20 protein-coding genes are annotated in these 17,382 nt (G+C 59.5%); 17 read left to right on the forward strand and 3 right to left on the reverse strand.

Translation table 11 applies throughout. The features are described 5' to 3' along the window. The first annotated feature begins 104 nt into the window (after window positions 1-104). The 3 genes from AC2A1F_RS12295 to AC2A1F_RS12305 are packed head-to-tail and all read left to right on the forward strand — an operon-like array spanning window position 105 to window position 2,755. Window positions 105-1,709 carry a sensor histidine kinase gene (locus AC2A1F_RS12295; RefSeq protein WP_484209083.1) on the forward strand — a complete coding sequence of 535 codons (1,605 nt, stop codon included), beginning with the start codon at window positions 105-107 and terminating at the stop codon, window positions 1,707-1,709. Continuing rightward, the gene (locus AC2A1F_RS12300; protein ID WP_484209084.1) at window positions 1,706-2,332 is read left to right on the forward strand and encodes a response regulator; all 627 of its coding nucleotides are present in this window, start codon (window positions 1,706-1,708) and stop codon (window positions 2,330-2,332) included. Before AC2A1F_RS12295 ends, AC2A1F_RS12300 begins: the two co-directional genes overlap by 4 nt. Before the next feature lie 54 nt (window positions 2,333-2,386). After that, complete coding sequence (locus AC2A1F_RS12305) at window positions 2,387-2,755, forward strand: Rap1a/Tai family immunity protein (protein WP_484209085.1); 369 nt, start codon at window positions 2,387-2,389, stop codon at window positions 2,753-2,755. Here the strand turns inward: AC2A1F_RS12305 and AC2A1F_RS12310 are convergent, their stop codons facing one another. Beyond that, window positions 2,756-3,598: a class III extradiol dioxygenase family protein gene (locus AC2A1F_RS12310; protein ID WP_484209086.1), complete on the reverse strand. Its 843-nt coding sequence runs from the start codon at window positions 3,596-3,598 to the stop codon at window positions 2,756-2,758. Then, window positions 3,598-4,029 carry a protocatechuate 4,5-dioxygenase subunit alpha gene (locus tag AC2A1F_RS12315; RefSeq protein WP_484209087.1) on the reverse strand — a complete coding sequence of 144 codons (432 nt, stop codon included), beginning with the start codon at window positions 4,027-4,029 and terminating at the stop codon, window positions 3,598-3,600. Before AC2A1F_RS12315 ends, AC2A1F_RS12310 begins: the two co-directional genes overlap by 1 nt. Window positions 4,030-4,303: 274 nt before the next feature. On the opposite strand from AC2A1F_RS12315, the gene AC2A1F_RS12320 reads away from it, so the two are divergent. Further along, the gene (locus AC2A1F_RS12320; protein ID WP_484209088.1) at window positions 4,304-4,672 is read left to right on the forward strand and encodes a hypothetical protein; all 369 of its coding nucleotides are present in this window, start codon (window positions 4,304-4,306) and stop codon (window positions 4,670-4,672) included. A gap of 82 nt (window positions 4,673-4,754) precedes the next feature. On the opposite strand, the gene AC2A1F_RS12325 is transcribed toward AC2A1F_RS12320, so the two are convergent. Then, window positions 4,755-5,354 carry a hypothetical protein gene (locus AC2A1F_RS12325; protein WP_484209089.1) on the reverse strand — a complete coding sequence of 200 codons (600 nt, stop codon included), beginning with the start codon at window positions 5,352-5,354 and terminating at the stop codon, window positions 4,755-4,757. Between the two features lie 877 nt (window positions 5,355-6,231). On the opposite strand from AC2A1F_RS12325, the gene AC2A1F_RS12330 reads away from it, so the two are divergent. From AC2A1F_RS12330 to rplV, 13 genes are all read left to right on the forward strand, one after another. After that, the gene (locus AC2A1F_RS12330; protein ID WP_484209090.1) at window positions 6,232-7,089 is read left to right on the forward strand and encodes a hypothetical protein; all 858 of its coding nucleotides are present in this window, start codon (window positions 6,232-6,234) and stop codon (window positions 7,087-7,089) included. Window positions 7,090-7,147: 58 nt separating this feature from the next. Continuing rightward, window positions 7,148-8,533: a DNA cytosine methyltransferase gene (locus AC2A1F_RS12335; protein WP_484209091.1), complete on the forward strand. Its 1,386-nt coding sequence runs from the start codon at window positions 7,148-7,150 to the stop codon at window positions 8,531-8,533. Between the two features lie 319 nt (window positions 8,534-8,852). Then, on the forward strand, window positions 8,853-9,224 hold the full coding sequence (rpsL, locus tag AC2A1F_RS12340; protein WP_292632075.1) for a 30S ribosomal protein S12: 372 nt from the start codon (window positions 8,853-8,855) through the stop codon (window positions 9,222-9,224). A 144-nt stretch (window positions 9,225-9,368) separates the two neighbouring features. Next, window positions 9,369-9,839 (forward strand): 30S ribosomal protein S7, encoded by a 471-nt coding sequence (rpsG, locus tag AC2A1F_RS12345; protein WP_292632077.1) that lies wholly within the window; start codon window positions 9,369-9,371, stop codon window positions 9,837-9,839. A 150-nt stretch (window positions 9,840-9,989) separates the two neighbouring features. Further along, entirely contained in the window at window positions 9,990-12,062 is a 2,073-nt protein-coding gene (gene fusA, locus AC2A1F_RS12350; protein WP_484209092.1) for an elongation factor G, read from the forward strand. Window positions 12,063-12,154: 92 nt separating this feature from the next. Further along, the gene (tuf, locus tag AC2A1F_RS12355; RefSeq protein ID WP_484209093.1) at window positions 12,155-13,345 is read left to right on the forward strand and encodes an elongation factor Tu; all 1,191 of its coding nucleotides are present in this window, start codon (window positions 12,155-12,157) and stop codon (window positions 13,343-13,345) included. A gap of 171 nt (window positions 13,346-13,516) precedes the next feature. Beyond that, window positions 13,517-13,828, forward strand: a complete 312-nt coding sequence (gene rpsJ / locus AC2A1F_RS12360) for a 30S ribosomal protein S10 (protein WP_039334374.1) — start codon at window positions 13,517-13,519, stop codon at window positions 13,826-13,828. 366 nt (window positions 13,829-14,194) lie between these two features. Beyond that, window positions 14,195-14,950 carry a 50S ribosomal protein L3 gene (gene rplC, locus AC2A1F_RS12365; RefSeq protein WP_484209094.1) on the forward strand — a complete coding sequence of 252 codons (756 nt, stop codon included), beginning with the start codon at window positions 14,195-14,197 and terminating at the stop codon, window positions 14,948-14,950. Window positions 14,951-14,953: 3 nt separating this feature from the next. Further along, window positions 14,954-15,577: a 50S ribosomal protein L4 gene (gene rplD, locus AC2A1F_RS12370; RefSeq protein WP_484209095.1), complete on the forward strand. Its 624-nt coding sequence runs from the start codon at window positions 14,954-14,956 to the stop codon at window positions 15,575-15,577. Next, window positions 15,570-15,875: a 50S ribosomal protein L23 gene (locus tag AC2A1F_RS12375; protein WP_292632085.1), complete on the forward strand. Its 306-nt coding sequence runs from the start codon at window positions 15,570-15,572 to the stop codon at window positions 15,873-15,875. The genes rplD and AC2A1F_RS12375 overlap by 8 nt, the downstream gene beginning before the upstream one ends. A 9-nt stretch (window positions 15,876-15,884) precedes the next feature. After that, a complete protein-coding gene (rplB, locus tag AC2A1F_RS12380; RefSeq protein ID WP_292632086.1) occupies window positions 15,885-16,721 on the forward strand; it encodes a 50S ribosomal protein L2 in 837 nt (278 codons plus the stop codon). Between the two features lie 5 nt (window positions 16,722-16,726). Next, window positions 16,727-17,005: a 30S ribosomal protein S19 gene (gene rpsS / locus AC2A1F_RS12385; protein WP_292632087.1), complete on the forward strand. Its 279-nt coding sequence runs from the start codon at window positions 16,727-16,729 to the stop codon at window positions 17,003-17,005. Beyond that, the gene (gene rplV / locus AC2A1F_RS12390) at window positions 17,005-17,382 is read left to right on the forward strand and encodes a 50S ribosomal protein L22 (RefSeq protein WP_484209096.1); all 378 of its coding nucleotides are present in this window, start codon (window positions 17,005-17,007) and stop codon (window positions 17,380-17,382) included. The genes rpsS and rplV overlap by 1 nt, the downstream gene beginning before the upstream one ends.

Raw genomic sequence — 17,382 nt, forward strand, 5'->3', positions numbered from 1 at the left:
CAGGCGCAAAGTTCGGTCTAAGGGCCGAATCGGGGGATTTGCGTTTGCATTTCGGAAAAACGCAGCGGCGGAACGCAGGGCGGGTCGTAGCCACGGGACGCGCCGTGCTTGCGCTTGCCTTTCTGGTGGTGCTGCTCGTTGATCCGACCGCACCGGTCCGCAGCACCAGCAGTGTCGGCTTTCCACTCATCAGCATCTATCTGACATGGGCTGCAGCGCTGATGATCATCGCATGGCAAAGCTGGTGGTTCGACTACCGCCTTGCCCCGCTGGCACAGGGCGTTGATATCGCCATGTTTCTAGGGGCCGTCTATTTCACGGAAAGCCGGTCGAGCGAATTTCAGAGCCCTTTTCTCGCCTTTGCGGCGTTTCTGCTGATCGCGGCCATGGTGCGCTGGAACTGGCGTGCCACCGCGCTTACGGCGATCGTGCTGCTGGTTGCCAACATGCTGCTTGGGCTTCTTCTTTACAGCATTGGCTTTGAAGTTGATGTGTTCCGCTTCTTCCGCCGTATTTTTTACATTGTTTTGCTGTCATCCATGCTGATCTGGCTCAGCATGTCGCGCGGTGGTGAACGGGTGCAGGCCATGCCTGAACCCCCGGGCGTGCCGGGTGAACGGCGAAATCTCGTGTTCGATGCTGCGCTTGTATTCGTAACCTCCATGCTCGAAGCCAAAAAAGCCGCATTTGCCTTTGCCGGCAGCGAAGAACCTTGGATTGATCTGCGCATGCTTGGTCCTGAAGGCTTCACTTCGCGCCAGCTCGATCCCGAACTCTTTGCCGAAGAACTGCTGTCTTTGCACCGCACTGCTCTGTTCAGCACGGTCAAGCAGCGCGAACTGGTGCAATCCGATGACGGCACGCTCCTGATTGCCAGGGCAGGGGCAAAAAGCGGCGCGGTCTGTCCCCAGCTTGCGGTCCACCTCGGAATTGATGAAGGACTGGTCGTCCCGGTATATTGTGCCACCGGCAGCGGGCAGATCATTATCTGGGAAGCTGAAACACTCAGCTTCGACGATATCCGCCTGTTTGCCGCTTTTGGCGAAGAGATTGGCCGCGCGCTGGATCGCGAAGAAATGTCGCGTCTGGCCCGTGTCGAGGTCGAAACGGGTGTCCGGCAAGCGGTTGCCCGCGATCTGCATGATAGCGTAGCCCAGTTTCTGGCCGGTACCCTGTTCCGTCTTGAAGCGTTGCGTCGCTGGATTCGCGAAGGCCATGATCCTGATGGTGAGATTGATTCGATCAAGAATGCGCTGCGGCGCGAACAGTCCCAGCTGCGCTTGCTGATCGAACGGCTCAGGCGCGGTCAGGAAAGCGATCGGCGCACCGAGATTACAGATGAGCTTAAGGCACTACTGGCCGAAGCAGGCGTGCACTGGTCCATCACCACTGAACTGCTCTCGCCCGATGCCCCGCTGCCGGTATCGGTTCAGCTAAGCCACGAAATCCGCCAGTTGGTGCGCGAAGCCATTGCCAACGCTGCGCGCCATGGCCAGTGCAAGAAAGTCATCGTGCGGATTGGCCATACCGATGGGCAATTGCGGCTCAGCATCAGTGATGATGGCATCGGCTTTTCCGAAATCGCCGCGGCGCGTCGGCCCCGTTCGATCAGCGAACGGGTCGAAGCGCTGGGCGGGCAATTCGAACTTCACAGCACCAGCCGGGGCGCTCGTCTGGAAATCCTTTTGAAATCTGGAGAAATGGCATGATTCCCGTACTCGTTGCTGATGATCATGGCTTTATCCGGGCCGGGGTCGAAGCCGTGCTGCGCGGCACCCGGTTCTCGATCGTGGCAGCCACGGCCAGCGGCGAGGAAACGCTCGATGCTATCAAAACGCACGATCCCAAGATTGTGCTGCTTGATATCAACATGCCGGGCATGAATGGCGTGCAGACACTCGAAGCGCTGCGCGCGCGTGGCGATACCCGCGCCGTGGTCCTGCTCACTGCCGAGATCAATGATCGCCAGCTCATTTCCGTCATGCGGGCCGGAGTGGAAGGCATCGTGTCAAAAGACGGTGGCGAAGATGCGTTGATCGATGTGCTCGACAAGGTCCATGCCGGGCAAAAGGCCATCGAACCTGCTTTCCTCCAGCGCGCGGTCGATCTTTCGCTCCGCCCGAACGTCCAAGGGCCGCTGTCCAAACTCAACCCGCGTGAACGCAAGATCACAGCGCTGGTCGCACGCGGTATGCGCAACCGCGATATCGGCGCTGAACTCGGGATTGGTGAGGGCACCGTGAAGGTCTACCTCCACACCATCTACCAGAAGCTCGGCATCGACAATCGCACCGAACTCGCGCTGCTGGCGGTCAACGAACAGGATGGGTAATGGGCCAGGACGGGTGAGGGGATCAATTGCCGGGCGTGATGCGTTAGGCTTGTCATGACCGCCCGCACCCTGCCATTCGCGCTGCTTGTCCTCGCCGCTACCGCCACCCCCGCCCACGCCGAATGGATGAGCGGCGAACAGTTGCACGAAACTTGCGTGGCCAAAGCCCCGGTAGACCGCGCGATGTGCCTGTCCTACGTGATCGGCGTGCTCGATGGCTTCCGCGATCTGGATCGCCCGCCCAAAACCCCGATCGATGCCAGCGCCGGGCAAGTGCGCGACGTCGTCACCCGCTACCTCGCAGACCACCCCGAACAGCGCATCCTCCAGGGCCGCGAGGTCATCCGCGCCGCCATCGTAGCGCAATGGCCGACGCTTCAGCCCGCCAAACCCAAACCCAAACCCCGCAAAAAGCGTCGCTAGTCAGGCCGGCTCCAGCAGCAGGCTCGCCGCGGCCGTATTGCTGATCGGGATGTGGTAATTGCGGCTCACTTCAGTCATCGCCGCATCGCCCATCGCCCCGCGCGCGGCGATCCAGTTGAGGATCTCCACCCCTTGCGTGCCTGCCAGCTCCGCCACCTGCTCGGCCGAATGCCCGGTCAGCGCGTCGGGATGGGCGGCCAGGTTGTCCAGGCAAAACATGTCATAGTCCGGGTTCATGAACCCCGCGCGCGGCCCGTCGAGCTGGTGCGATAGCCCGCCCGTCCCGCACGCTAGCACCCGCTCGTCACCGCCCCAACTCGTCAACGCCCGATGCACCGCGCGCCCCAGCGCCAGACAGCGCTTCGGGCTGGGCAGCGGATATTGCACCGTGTTGATCGATATCGGCACCAGCTTGATCGGCCAGCTCTCCACCCCCGGATAGATCAGCTCGAACGGGATCGACACCGCATGGTCCACCAGCATCTTCTGGCACGTCGTGATGTCAAACTCGTCGCGCACCAGCGCATCGATCACATGCCACGACAGCGCCGGATGCCCCGCAAAGCTCTTGTAGACCGGCAGCCCCCAGCCTTCGTCCGCATTGTCATACTGCGCAGCGGCCCCCACCGCGAAAGTCGGCATCGTGTCGAGGAAGAAGTTCAGCCCATGGTCGTTGGAAAACACCACTGCCACATCGGGCTTTGCCTGCGCCAGCCACTCGCGGATCGGCGGAAAGCCTGCGAAGAACGGCTTCCAATAAGGCGTCTCCTGATCGCCCCGCACAATCGCCCCGCCGATACCGGGCACGTGGCTGGTGAAATAGCCTCCGATGATCTTGGCCATCACACCGCCTCCCCAAAGTTTGCAGACAAAGGCACGCGCGCATCTGCCGGAACCTTGTCCGCCCAGCGCGCCAGCATCGCCTTGAATTCGTCCACCGACATGCCGGTCTGCAAAGCGCCCAGATCCTGCACGCCAAGCCCGAATATCCCCGCCAGCTTGGCCAGGTAATAGACGTTCCCACCCGCCTCCAGCATCGCCAGCACATCGCGCCGCGCCACCGCATCGCGCTGCTCAGGCGTCAGCCCAAACTTCGCGCAATAGGCCTCCTCGTCGGCCACAAAAGCCTCCCGGTTCGCCCTGTCATTGAACGAAAAGCACATCGCATTGAGCGCAAAGCCCCGCCGCGCCAGCCCGCCATCAAACAGCGGTATCGCCCGCCGGAGCTCTTTGTCTGACATGGCCATATTGTCGCTCACCAGATCAACTGACATCGAATCGCCCTCCCATTGGCTCGGGACAATTCATATGCAACACATACAATCCCGCCTTGACCCAGATCAAACACACCGGTCGCTGCGTCCCTCCATCCGTCAGAGGCCTGCGGCAACGGCCTGCTCCCCCGCCCGGCCACCCACGCAAGTATCCTGAATGGGTGGCCGGGCGGGGGAGCGGGCCGGTGCCGCCTCCGAAACCGAAAAGGTTTCGGCATATATAAGTAACGTAACGGAATTTCCCCACCCAAACCAAAGCGCTACCCCACGCGCCATGCCGCTCACCAACGCCGATCGCCAGCGCCGCTATCGCCAGCGCCTCAAAGCCAAGGCCAGCGGCGCCAATGTGGTCGAGCAAGTCCAATCCGCGGTTGAGCGCGCCATCCACGCGCTCTGGGCCTATCATCAGCGGCCCGGCCCCGGCGGCGTATCATGGGCCAATATCGATGGCTGCCACACGCTGGGCCAGTACCGGTCAGAGCTTGAACGCTCGCCCGGCAACCTCATCCAGGCCTGCCGCGCCTTCCTCCCCGGCTTCGAAGGCCTCACCCCTGCCGAGGCCCGCACCGTGGCCGATGTGATCCAGATCGCCGACGCCCTGCGCCTCGCCACCCCCACACCCATCCACATCTCCAGCACCTGAACCCGGAACCCCGTTCGCGCCCAGCCCCTGCTTCGACAAGCTCAGCATGAGCGGAACGTGTGCAAGGTCCAACCAACCCCGCTCATCCTGAGCCTGTCGAAGGATCATCCTGAGCCTGCCCCAGCGCCCGCGCCGCCAAAACCTCATCCCGCATCGCAAGCAACCGCGCATGCAGCGAAGCGCGCACGTCCTCGGTCCGCGCAAAGTCCTCCGCCTCCCGCTCCGCCGCCCACTTGGCCTTCAGCGCCTCATACACCGGATGTCCCTCGCGCAGATCGCCCAGCTTCACCGCCCCATACTTTTCGGGCCGCCGCGCGCGCAGCAGGAACATCAGCAGCCCGGTGTTGTGATGCGTCCACGTGGCGACGACCTTCCCGCGAGAGACCACCGGCCGCACTTCCCCCGCAATCGCCCGCTCCAGCGCACAATCCTCCAGCCGAGCATACCCCCGCTCCACCGCCGCATCCCACGCCGCGGCAAAGCCCTCCGCCCCTGGGCGATGCCGCAACTTGTAAAGCGCCTCCATCGAAGCCCCGATAGCCCGCGCCGCCTGACTCACGATGCCGGTCGCGGCCAGCGTAGCAATAAACCGCCGCTGCTTGTCCGGCGTGATAGAATTGCGCCGCGGCGCCACATGCACATAAGGCGCAAAGTCCAACACCCCCTCATCCACCAAATCCACCCGAGCCACCCGAGAAGTCCGCTTCGTTGATTCCTCCCCGGAACGGGGAGGGGGACCGCCGCGACGCGGTGGTGGAGGGGTCGAAACCTCACCACCAAGCGCCACAGAAAATACCTCCCCAGCCTGTCCCCGCGAAGGCGGGGAGGCCAAGCTCCCACTCAAAACCTCCCCAGCCTGTCCCCGCGAAGGCGGGGAGGGAGGGGGACCGCCTGCGTAGCAGGTGGTGGAGGGGTCGGAAGGCCGCAACCCGTCACAACCCTCCCCCACCGCCGGAAGAAAACCACCACAAACGCCACAGGCGCACCCGCCCCCAAGCGATTCACCCCGCCCATCCTGAGCCTGTCGAAGGACCATACCACCTCCGCTCCCGCCTCACCCCCCGCTCACCCTGAGCTTGTCGAAGGGGCATCCTGAGCCTGCCGAAGGGAAACTAACCCATACGGTTAAATGTAGGAAAGCAAAAAAGGAAAAAGCGCAAAAGCACCCACCAAAACCGCGAGGGTCAAAACCCTCGCGCTCCCAAAAATCGGAGCCAACCGAAATTCCTCCCCAGCCTGTCCCCGCGAAGGCGGGGAGGCCAAGCTCCCACCCAAAAACCTCCCCGGAACGGGGAGGGGGACCACCTCGGACCTGATCCGCGGTGGTAGAGGGGCACCCACCCCCCAAACCCCGCTACCCCGCGAAGGCGGGGGCCTCAGCCGTTTTAAGCCAAGCCCCGGCAACAAAGCCAACACCCCTCCCGCAAGCAGGAGAGGCCTCACCCTATCTTCCACCCCCAAGGTCTGTGAAGATGTTTGCCGAGAGCCGAAATTGTTGCATCAACTCTTCGAAATAGGCACTTATCCTGGCGACGACTTAAAACTGGGTGGGGTTCTTAATGATTGAAGGTCTGCGTTCCGGGGCACTGGACTCCATTTTCAGGATGGGAACGTTTCAAGCTTGTTGGCCTAGTTGGCGCGCTATGATTTTAGATCTGACCGACGACTTTTCAAATCCAACAAAGATTTACGAGCTTGGAGGTCGGTTGCGAGACGTATTCAAGCTCACAGCTGAAAGTGGCCGTGATCAGGGATCACTTTCCGGCGGGGGGGCGGCCTGGGAAGGATTAGTCTGCTGGTACCTAAACACGGTTATGACCGGATCGAGGGCAGTCGTGATAAAGCAAAGCAAAAATTTGATGCCATCACCACTTCTCAATGCTATGACCATTACTTACAAAAATGTCCCTACAAACACCGAGTCTGACTTGTCAGGCATAGTTTTTCCAAAGAATTTTTCTCTGGCTAATTCAGGCTATAACAAAAAATTGCTTGATGATTACATTGAGAAGCACATTCGCGATTTTTCACTTCACAATATTCAATGTAAAACAAATTGGAATGATAATGCGCAAGTTCCGATGCTTTGGGATATGATTTATCAATTTAGTGGAGTTGAGTCGAAGAGTGTGCATATTGGATCGTCTGGCTTTGATCTAGACGACTTAGCAGCTTTTACATACTCTTTCGTGACGGTGCCTAGCCAGAGCAAGGATATCAAACCGAATTCAATGGCAGTACGTAGGGTGGAGTCGCTTTCTGGTGGAAACTACTGGGGAAAGCCCAGTGCGGCAGGCGTTGCGGAAGGCGTATCGGAAATTTTCAAGCGCGTGTTTAAGTTGGCCTTTGACGGTGATATAAAGGGCCATATCGCCAGACAGATCGGGAATGGCTCCATTAGCCTCAGGGAGTCTTGACACAGGCATGCCTTGTTCGCGATTTGTACCGTATCTTCTGAGTTGATAGGACGCAGATATGCTGCTTGAAATTAGCCGTGATCTTGAGAGTGAAGCGGTGAAAGATTCTGCCGCATCAAAGATTGCTCGGCCAATGATTGACCTTTTTGCCGGGTGCGGCGGTCTTTCTCTTGGTTTTGAGCAAGCCAATTTTACCCCTGTTTTTGTAAACGAACTCAATGATGACGCGCGGGCTACCTATCTCGCAAACCGCTCGTATCTCATTGCGGGGAAGCCTTTTAATGAGCGACGGGAGCTTCACTCGGCTGATGTAAACGACTTGGATCGACCACGTCTTGAATCTCTCATGAAGCACTTGGAGTCGTTGGATATTGGCTTGAAGTTCGGAGAGCGTAGCAACTTGGCAGTTCTCGCCGGAGGGCCTCCGTGTCAGGGGTTCTCTGGTATTGGACACCGTCGGTCTTATGCTGTGGATAAAGCATGTCTGCCATCTAATCAGCTCTATGCAAGGATGGCCTCTATCATCGAAACTGTCAGACCTCGCATTTTCTTGTTTGAGAATGTGAAGGGACTCCTCTCATCCCGATGGACGTCCGAAGGTGAAAAAGGTGAAATCTGGCGTGACGTTTATGGTCGCTTTGTGCGCTTGGGTGAAGAGCATGGGTATGTCGTCCGTTGGAAACTTGTCCACGCCAAAGATTACGGCGTGCCGCAAAATCGCCCTCGTGTATTGATCGTCGGCTTTCGCAATGACCTTGTCGATAGTCTGGGTGAACGGGTAAGGCCTGACGCGCACAGCGAGGACGCTGTTTTATGTGGTATGCTTCCAGCATATGGCGACAAAGCGCCTGACCTTGAAGAGATTTTCGCTGACTTAGAAGATAAACAGGTCTCTCGAATGCTTCGGGCGCAAGATTTTGACGAGAGGTTTGCGACACATTTTTATCCCAAGGCAGCCTCTGGCAAATGGCAAGAGTATTTTCGCCCGGGATCAATGTCGAGGTCGATGGCCCCGCTTTTCGAACAAGAGTATAGTCGGCATTCAGCAAAGGTGGTAGAGAAATTCTCCGCCATGATAAGCAACGGAGGAAAAATACCAGAAGAGTTTAAGACGAAGAAATTCGCTCAAAGAGTTTTGCCTAGATCTTGGAATAACCAAGGTCCGTCTATTACTGCGTGCTCTTTAGCCGATGATTATGTTCACTATAGTCAGCCGCGCTCTTTGACAGTAAGAGAATGGGCACGTCTCCAGACTTTTCCAGACAACTACGTTTTTAAGGGCAAGCGAACGACTGGCGGTCTTCGCCGCGCGGGCAATCCTCAGGCAGGCAACTTTGACCGCGAAGTGCCGAAATATACACAGATTGGAAACGCTGTGCCCGTCAAATTGGCTGAAGCCGTCGCTAAGCATTTTTCGGCTCTTCTAGACGCTGCTGACGTTTAGCAGTGATGCAGACCTTCGATTTTTGATCGTGCTTGACCCCACCCCCAAACCCAACTAAGGGCGCTCACTTCCACAGGTGGGCCGACCCCTGCCAGTGGCTTGAGCTGAACATTGCCGGTGCGTCTGCGCTCACCCTGAGCTTGTCGAAGGGCCGAAGATAATCCGTCAAAGTAACCCGGCGACGAATGTTGCGGGTGGAGCGTTTCGGTTCGTGATCGCTTGAGGGCGGGGCGCTTGTGTTCCCGCGCACATGCTTTTGCGGCATCCGCGATCCTTCACCTTTGGCACCAGCGCCACCAACACAGGTGAAGAGTACTTCATGCCCACAATCAATCAGCTGGTCCGCAAGGGCCGCGAACCGCAGAAGGCCAAGTCCAAGGTCCCTGCGATGGAGCAGAACCCGCAGAAGCGCGGCGTTTGCACCCGCGTTTACACCACCACCCCGAAGAAGCCGAACTCGGCACTTCGCAAGGTCGCCAAGATCCGCCTGACCAACAGCCGCGAAGTCATTTCGTACATTCCGGGTGAAGGCCACAACCTGCAGGAGCACTCGGTCGTGCTCATCCGCGGCGGCCGCGTGCGCGATCTTCCCGGCGTTCGGTACCACGTCCTGCGCGGCGTGCTCGATACGCAGGGTGTGAAGAACCGCAAGAAGTCCCGCTCGAAGTACGGCGCCAAGCGCCCGAAGTAAGCCAATTGGTCAGGTCCGGTTCCGGCCCGCTCCCCCGCCCGGTTACCTTTGCGAAGGTAGCATTTGGGTGGCCGGGCGGGGGAGCGGGCCGGAACTGGAAGGCACGCCCGGATGGGCGGGCCGCACTCCGAAGGAGTTAAAAGTATGTCACGTCGTCGTCGTCCGGAAAAGCGGGTCATCCTGCCCGATCCCAAGTTCGGTGATCAGACCCTGTCGAAGTTCATGAACAATCTCATGCTCGATGGTAAGAAGTCGGTTGCAGAAAGCATCGTTTACGGTGCGCTCGAAACCATGCAGACGCGTGCGAAGGCGGACCCGGTTCAGCTGTTCCACGATGCGCTGAACAATGTCCGTCCGCAGATCGAAGTGCGCAGCCGCCGCGTTGGCGGTGCGACCTATCAGGTGCCGGTCGAGGTTCGCCCCGAACGTGCCCAGGCGCTCGCCATCCGCTGGCTGATCACCGCAGCGCGCAACCGCAGCGAAACCACGATGGCCGCGCGCCTCTCGGCCGAACTGCTCGATGCCGCCAACAACCGTGGCAACGCTGTGAAGAAGCGCGAAGACACCCACCGCATGGCCGACGCAAACCGCGCGTTCAGCCACTACCGCTGGTAATTGTCTTTGGAGCCGTTCAACCCGCGTTCCGCTCATCCTGAGCTTGTCGAAGGATCGAAGGACCAACGGACGAACGTCTTCAAACGGTCACACTGGTAACCATATGGGCGGGGCCTACCCGGTCCCCCCATACTCCCAAGGAAACGCACCATGGCACGCAGCCATCCGCTCGAGCGCTACCGCAACTTCGGAATCATGGCGCACATCGACGCCGGCAAGACGACGACGACCGAGCGCATCCTCTATTATACCGGCAAGTCCTACAAGATCGGCGAAGTCCATGACGGCGCTGCGACCATGGACTGGATGGAACAGGAGCAGGAGCGCGGCATCACGATCACGTCGGCCGCCACGACCTGCATCTGGAACGACCACCGCCTGAACATCATCGACACCCCCGGCCACGTTGATTTCACCATCGAAGTCGAACGTTCGCTGCGCGTGTTGGACGGCGCTGTCGCCGCATTTGATGGCGTCGCCGGGGTCGAACCCCAGTCCGAAACCGTATGGCGCCAGGCGGACAAATACAAAGTCCCCCGCATGTGCTTCATCAACAAGTTGGACCGCACCGGCGCCAACTTCTACTATTGCGTCCAGACGATCATCGATCGCTTGGGTGCCAAGCCTGCGGTGCTGTATCTGCCGATCGGCGCAGAAGCCGATTTCAAGGGGCTCGTCGATCTGGTTGAGAACCGTGCGATCATCTGGAAGGACGAGGCGCTGGGCGCTGAATTCTTCTACGAGGAAATTCCGGCAGACATGGCCGACAAGGCTGCGGATTATCGCAACCAGCTTATCGAACTTGCCGTCGAGCAGGACGATGACGCGATGGAAGCGTATCTTGACGGCAACGAGCCTGATGTGGCGACGCTCAAGGCGTTGATCCGCAAGGGCACGCTGAACCAGTCGTTCGTTCCGGTCATTTGCGGTTCGGCGTTCAAGAACAAGGGCGTGCAGCCCCTGCTTGATGCCGTGGTCGATTATCTGCCTTCGCCGCTCGATATCGAGGACGTGCAGGGTGTGCACCCTGACACGAACGAGCCGGACAGCCGCGCAACGGCAGACGACGCACCGTTCTCGGCGCTGGCGTTCAAGATCATGAACGATCCGTTCGTTGGCTCGCTCACCTTCACGCGCATCTATTCGGGCACGCTCAACAAGGGCGGCTACCTGAACTCGGTGAAGAACAAGAAGGAAAAGGTTGGCCGCATGCTGCTGATGCATGCCAACAGCCGTGAAGATATCGATGAAGCCTTCGCAGGCGATATCGTTGCTTTGGCAGGGCTCAAGGAAACGACCACGGGTGATACCCTGTGTTCGGAAAAGCAGCCGATCATTCTTGAGCGCATGGAATTCCCCGAGCCGGTGATCGAACTGTCGGTGGAACCCAAGACCAAGGCTGACCAAGAGAAGATGGGCATCGCGCTTAATCGTCTTTCGGCCGAAGACCCTTCGTTCCGCGTTTCGACTGATCACGAATCGGGCCAGACCATCATCAAGGGCATGGGTGAACTTCACCTCGAAATCCTGGTCGACCGCATGAAGCGCGAGTTCAAGGTCGAGGCCAACGTCGGTGCGCCGCAGGTGGCCTATCGCGAATACCTCGCCAAGCCGATCGAGCTTGATCACACCCACAAGAAGCAGTCAGGCGGCACAGGCCAGTTCGGCCGTATCAAGGTGAAGGTGACGCCGGGCGAACGCGGTTCGGGCTTCTCGTTCAAGGACGAAATCAAGGGCGGTAACATTCCGAAGGAATATATCCCCGCGATCGAAAAGGGTTTCCGTGAAACCGCATTGACCGGCTCGCTGATCGGATTTCCGATCATCGACTTCGAAGTGCTGCTTTACGACGGTGCCTATCACGACGTCGACTCGTCGGCCCTGGCCTTCGAAATCTGCGCCCGTGGTGCTATGCGTGAAACCGCGCAGAAGGCCGGCATCAAGCTTCTTGAGCCGATCATGAAGGTCGAAGTCGTTACTCCAGATGAATATTTGGGTGACGTGATCGGCGACATCAACTCGCGTCGTGGCCAGATTCAGGGCACCGATTCGCGCGGTAACGCGCAGGCTGTCACCGCCATGGTGCCGCTTGCCAACATGTTCGGCTACGTGAACCAGCTTCGCTCGTTCACGCAAGGTCGCGCAAACTACTCCATGTTCTTCGACCACTATGACGAAGTCCCGGCCAACGTCGCGACCGAACTCAAGGCGAAGCTTGCATAAGCGCACGGATAGCATTAGGGGCGGCGCTCGATTCAGCGGGTGCCGTCCATTTCCCGCAGTATCTGCACACATTGAAAAAGAAGGTTTGAACAATGGCCAAGGCTAAGTTTGAGCGGACAAAGCCGCACTGCAATATCGGCACCATCGGTCACGTTGACCACGGCAAGACCACGCTGACCGCCGCAATCACGAAGGTTCTCGCCGAAACCGGCGGCGCAACCTTCACTGACTATGCCAACATCGACAAGGCTCCTGAAGAGCGCGAGCGCGGCATCACGATCTCGACCGCGCACGTCGAATACGAAACCGCCAATCGCCACTATGCGCACGTCGATTGCCCCGGCCACGCTGACTATGTGAAGAACATGATCACCGGTGCTGCCCAGATGGACGGCGCGATCCTGGTCGTGAACGCTGCTGACGGTCCGATGCCGCAGACCCGTGAGCACATCCTGCTCGCTCGTCAGGTTGGCGTGCCCGCTCTGGTCGTGTACATGAACAAGGTTGACCAGGTTGACGACGAGGAAATCCTTGAACTCGTTGAACTGGAAGTGCGCGAACTGCTTTCGTCGTACGACTTCCCGGGTGATGACATTCCTATCGTCAAGGGTTCGGCGCTTGCAGCTCTCGAAGGCCGCAACGACGAAATCGGCAAGAACTCGATCAACGAACTGATGGCCGCTGTCGACAGCTACATCCCACAGCCTCCGCGTCCGACCGACAAGCCGTTCCTGATGCCTGTGGAAGACGTGTTCTCGATCTCGGGTCGCGGCACCGTGGTGACCGGCCGTATCGAAACCGGCATCGTCAAGGTTGGCGAAGAAGTCGAAATCGTGGGCCTCAAGGACACGCAGAAGACTGTCGTGACCGGCGTCGAAATGTTCCGCAAGCTGCTCGATCAGGGTGAAGCAGGCGACAACGTTGGCGCGCTGATCCGTGGTATCAAGCGTGAAGACGTTGAGCGTGGCCAGGTTCTCTGCAAGCCCGGTTCGGTCAAGCCGCACACCGAGTTTTCGGCTGAAGTCTACGTGCTGTCGAAGGATGAAGGTGGCCGTCATACGCCGTTCTTCGCCAACTACCGCCCGCAGTTCTACTTCCGCACCACCGACGTGACCGGTGAAGTTGTTCTCCCCGAAGGCACTGAAATGGTGATGCCGGGCGACAACCTTACCTTGTCTGTCAAGCTGATCGCTCCGATCGCGATGGATCCGGGTCTGCGCTTCGCAATTCGCGAAGGTGGCCGTACCGTCGGTTCGGGGGTTGTCAGCACGATCTCGAAGTAATATAGGCCGCGCACCGGCGGGGAGATTCGCTCTTCCCGCCGGTCGGTTTTCTTACGAACTGATCGCCTTTTCAGCCAGTTGGCCCGCTCTCCCCGAGCTTCAGAAAATGGGGTGGGGTAGAGGGCAGGTCGACTGACTTTTTGTTTTGCTCTTTCGCATCGGTAAACGGACATGGACGCCCAGAATATCCGCATTCGCCTGAAGGCCTTTGATCATCGTGTGCTCGACCAGGCCACTGGAGAAATTGCAGATACCGCTCGCCGCACCGGCGCGCTGATTCGCGGTCCTATTCCGCTTCCCACGCGCATCGAAAAGTTCACTGTGAACCGCGGCCCGCACATCGACAAGAAGTCGCGCGAGCAGTTCGAAGTCCGCACTTACAAGCGCCTGCTCGACATCGTGCAGCCCAATGCTGCCACTGTCGATGCGCTGATGAAGCTGGACCTCGCCGCTGGTGTGAACGTTGAGATCAAGCTCGCGTAAGCGGGCCAGCCCCCGCTCAGGCGGGGGCCTTCATCGGTTGGGCTGTCCGTTATCAGTTCCGAGTTTTTGAGGGTTGGTGCAAGCCGGCCTGAGGTCGCCGCCTTCGCGGGGACGCAAGTTGGGGAAGGCTTCGGTCTTCCCGAGACCTTCACGGAAGTGAAGGGCCAGAGTTTCCGGGGTAACAAAAGCCTCGTTGACAATGGGATACCTCCGGCGCCGCTCTTTGAGAGCATAGCCGGGCAAGCGTCCCCCGATTGCTTCTGCGTCTAGTGGAAGTATTCAGCCCGGTCGGGGGCGCGCTTCACATACGGGCTGAACACGCATGTCGGGATGGGCCTGGCATGCCTCTGTTATGGAGTATGGATCATGCGCACCGGCGTGATCGCGAAGAAGGTGGGGATGACTCGCCTTTTCCAGGAAGATGGTCGGCACGTGCCGGTTACTGTCCTGTCGCTAGAAAATTGCCAGGTGGTTTCGGTTCGCACGGAAGATCGTGACGGTTACGTCGCGGTTCAGCTCGGTGCGGGTCAAGCCAAGCAAAAGAATGTTGCCAAGCCGCAGCGCGAGCATTTTGCCAAGGCAGAAGTTCCGCTGAAGATGGAAGTCGCCGAGTTCCGCGTTGCAGAAGACGCGCTGCTCGAAGTCGGCTCGACGATCGCTGCTTCGCACTTCGCCAATGGCCAGTATGTCGACATCACCGGCAACACGCAGGGCAAAGGCTTTGCGGGCGCCATGAAGCGTTGGGGCTTCGGAGGCATGCGTGCAACGCACGGCGTCTCGATCTCTCACCGTGCGCATGGTTCGACTGGCAACCGTCAGGATCCGGGCCGCGTCTTCAAAAACAAGAAGATGGCTGGCCACATGGGCGATCGTCAGCGCACCCAGCAGAACCTCGAAGTCGTCCGTACAGATGACGAGCGCGGCCTGATCTTCGTGAAGGGCTCTGTCCCTGGTTCGAAGAACGCATGGCTGCTGGTTCGCGATGCCGTGAAGGTGTCACGTCACGCTGAAGCGCCCTATCCCGCAGGCCTCAAGCAGGCCGCCAACAGCAATGACTCGGCAGCTGCCGACACGCCCGCAGAAGTTGCGGCTGTCGAAGCCACCGAAGGTCAGGAGGGCTAAGTCGTGAAGGTTCAGATCCTCAATCTCGACGGCTCAGCCGGCAAGGGTGAAGTCGAACTGTCGGAAGACGTGTTCGGCGTTGAACCCCGCGCAGACATTCTGCACCGCGTGGTGACATGGCAGCTTGAAAAGCGCCGCGGCACTGCCCGCAAGGCGCGTGAGCGCTCGGATGTTGCACGCACCGGCAAGAAGCTGGGCAACCAGAAGGGCGGCGGTACCGCTCGTCACGGCGACCGTGCAGCACCGATCTTCATCGGCGGCGGCAAGGCTCATGGCCCGCGCGTTCGTGACTTCAACCCTTCGCTGAACAAGAAGGTTCGTGCGCTCGGCCTGAAGATGGCGCTGTCGTCCAAGGCGAAGGCCGGTCTGGTGGTTGTCGACAATCTCGACATCGAAGCCAAGACCAAGGCGCTTGTTGCCGAACTCGGCAAGGCCAACTGGGGCCGCAAGGTGCTGGTGATTGATGGCGACGCGGTGAACGACAACTTCGCCAAGGCTGCCCGCAACATCATCGGCGTGAACGTACTGCCCGCAATCGGTGCGAACGTTTACGACATCCTGAAGCATGACACGCTGGTGCTGACGCGCTCTGCTGTCGAAAAGCTGGAGGCGCGCTTCAATGGCTAAGGAAGCGATCGACACGCGGCACTATGACGTGATTGTGGCTCCCCACATCACCGAAAAGGCAACGCTGCTGAGCGAAAACAACGCCGTGGTCTTCAAGGTCGCCGAAAAGGCCACCAAGCCGGAGATCAAGGCAGCGGTTGAAGCCCTGTTCAACGTCAAGGTCACCAAGGTGAACACCCTGACGCAGAAGGGCAAGACCAAGCGCTGGAAGGGCAAGCCCTACAAGCGCTCCGATGTCAAAAAGGCAGTCGTGACCCTGGCCGCAGGCCAGTCGATCGACGTCACCAGCGGGATCTGAGGCTAGACCATGGCACTCAAGAGCTATAATCCGACCAGCCCCGCCCGGCGCGGCCTGATCCTCGTCGACAAGTCGTCGCTGTGGAAGGGCAAGCCGGTCAAGGCGCTGACCGAAGGCAAGTCGAAGACCGGCGGCCGCAACAACAAGGGCCATGTGACATCGCGCGGGATCGCCGGTGGCCACAAGCAGAAGTACCGCTTCATCGACTTCAAGCGTCGCAAGTGGGACATGCCAGCCACGGTTGAGCGTCTGGAATACGACCCCAACCGCACCGCGTTCATCGCACTCGTGAAGTACGAAGACGGTGAGCAGACCTACATCCTCGCACCCCAGCGTCTGGCTGTTGGCGATGTGGTGGTTGCCGGCGAAAAGACCGACGTGAAGCCTGGCAATGCCATGCTGCTCAGCCAGATGCCCGTTGGCACGATCATCCACAACGTGGAGATGAAGCCGGGCAAGGGTGGCCAGATCGCACGGTCGGCAGGCACCTATGTCCAGCTAGTCGGTCGTGACCGAGGGATGGTGATCGTGCGTCTGAACTCGGGCGAGCAGCGTTATCTGCGCGGTGACTGCATGGGCACCGTTGGTGCCGTGTCGAACCCCGACAATGCCAACCAGAACCTTGCCAAGGCCGGTCGTAACCGCTGGCTGGGCAAGCGTCCTTTGACTCGTGGCGTTGCCAAGAACCCGGTCGATCACCCCCATGGTGGTGGTGAAGGCCGTACGTCTGGTGGCCGTCATCCTGTGACGCCGTGGGGCAAGCCGACCAAGGGCGCCCGCACCCGTCACAACAAGTCTACGGACAAGATGATCATCCGTTCGCGCCACGCGAAGAAGAAGAGGTAACAACCATGGCACGTTCCGTCTGGAAGGGCCCCTTCGTCGACCTGCATCTGCTGAAGAAGGCGGAAGCCTCTCACGATGCCGGCTCGCGCGCGGCCCCCATCAAGACATGGTCGCGTCGTTCGACCATTATTCCGCAGTTCGTTGGGCTGACCTTCAGCGTTTACAACGGGCACAAGTTCATCCCGGTTTCTGTCTCGGAAGAGATGGTCGGTCATAAGCTTGGTGAATTTGCGCCCACGCGCACGTTCCCTGGCCACGCCGCTGACAAGAAGGGCAAGCGCTGATGAGCAAGCCTAAGGCACCCCGTCGCGTAGGCGACAAGGAAGCGCTGTCGGTTGGCACGCAGATCCGTGGTTCGGCTCAGAAGCTGGGTTTGGTTGCGGCGCTGATCCGTGGCCGTCCGGTCGAAGAGGCCATGAACATCCTGTCCTTCTCGAAGAAGGGCATGGCGGTTGACGCCCGCAAGGTTCTCGCTTCGGCGATCGCCAATGCGGAAAACAACCACAACCTCGATGTTGACGCACTGGTCGTGGCAGAAGCCTCGGTCGGCAAGTCGATCACGATGAAGCGCTTCCACACCCGTGGTCGTGGCAAGTCGACCCGCATTCTGAAGCCGTTCAGCCGGCTGCGGATCGTGGTTCGCGAAGTTGAGGAGGCCTGA

Source organism: Novosphingobium sp. HNCC26BN242 (genome assembly GCF_057180525.1).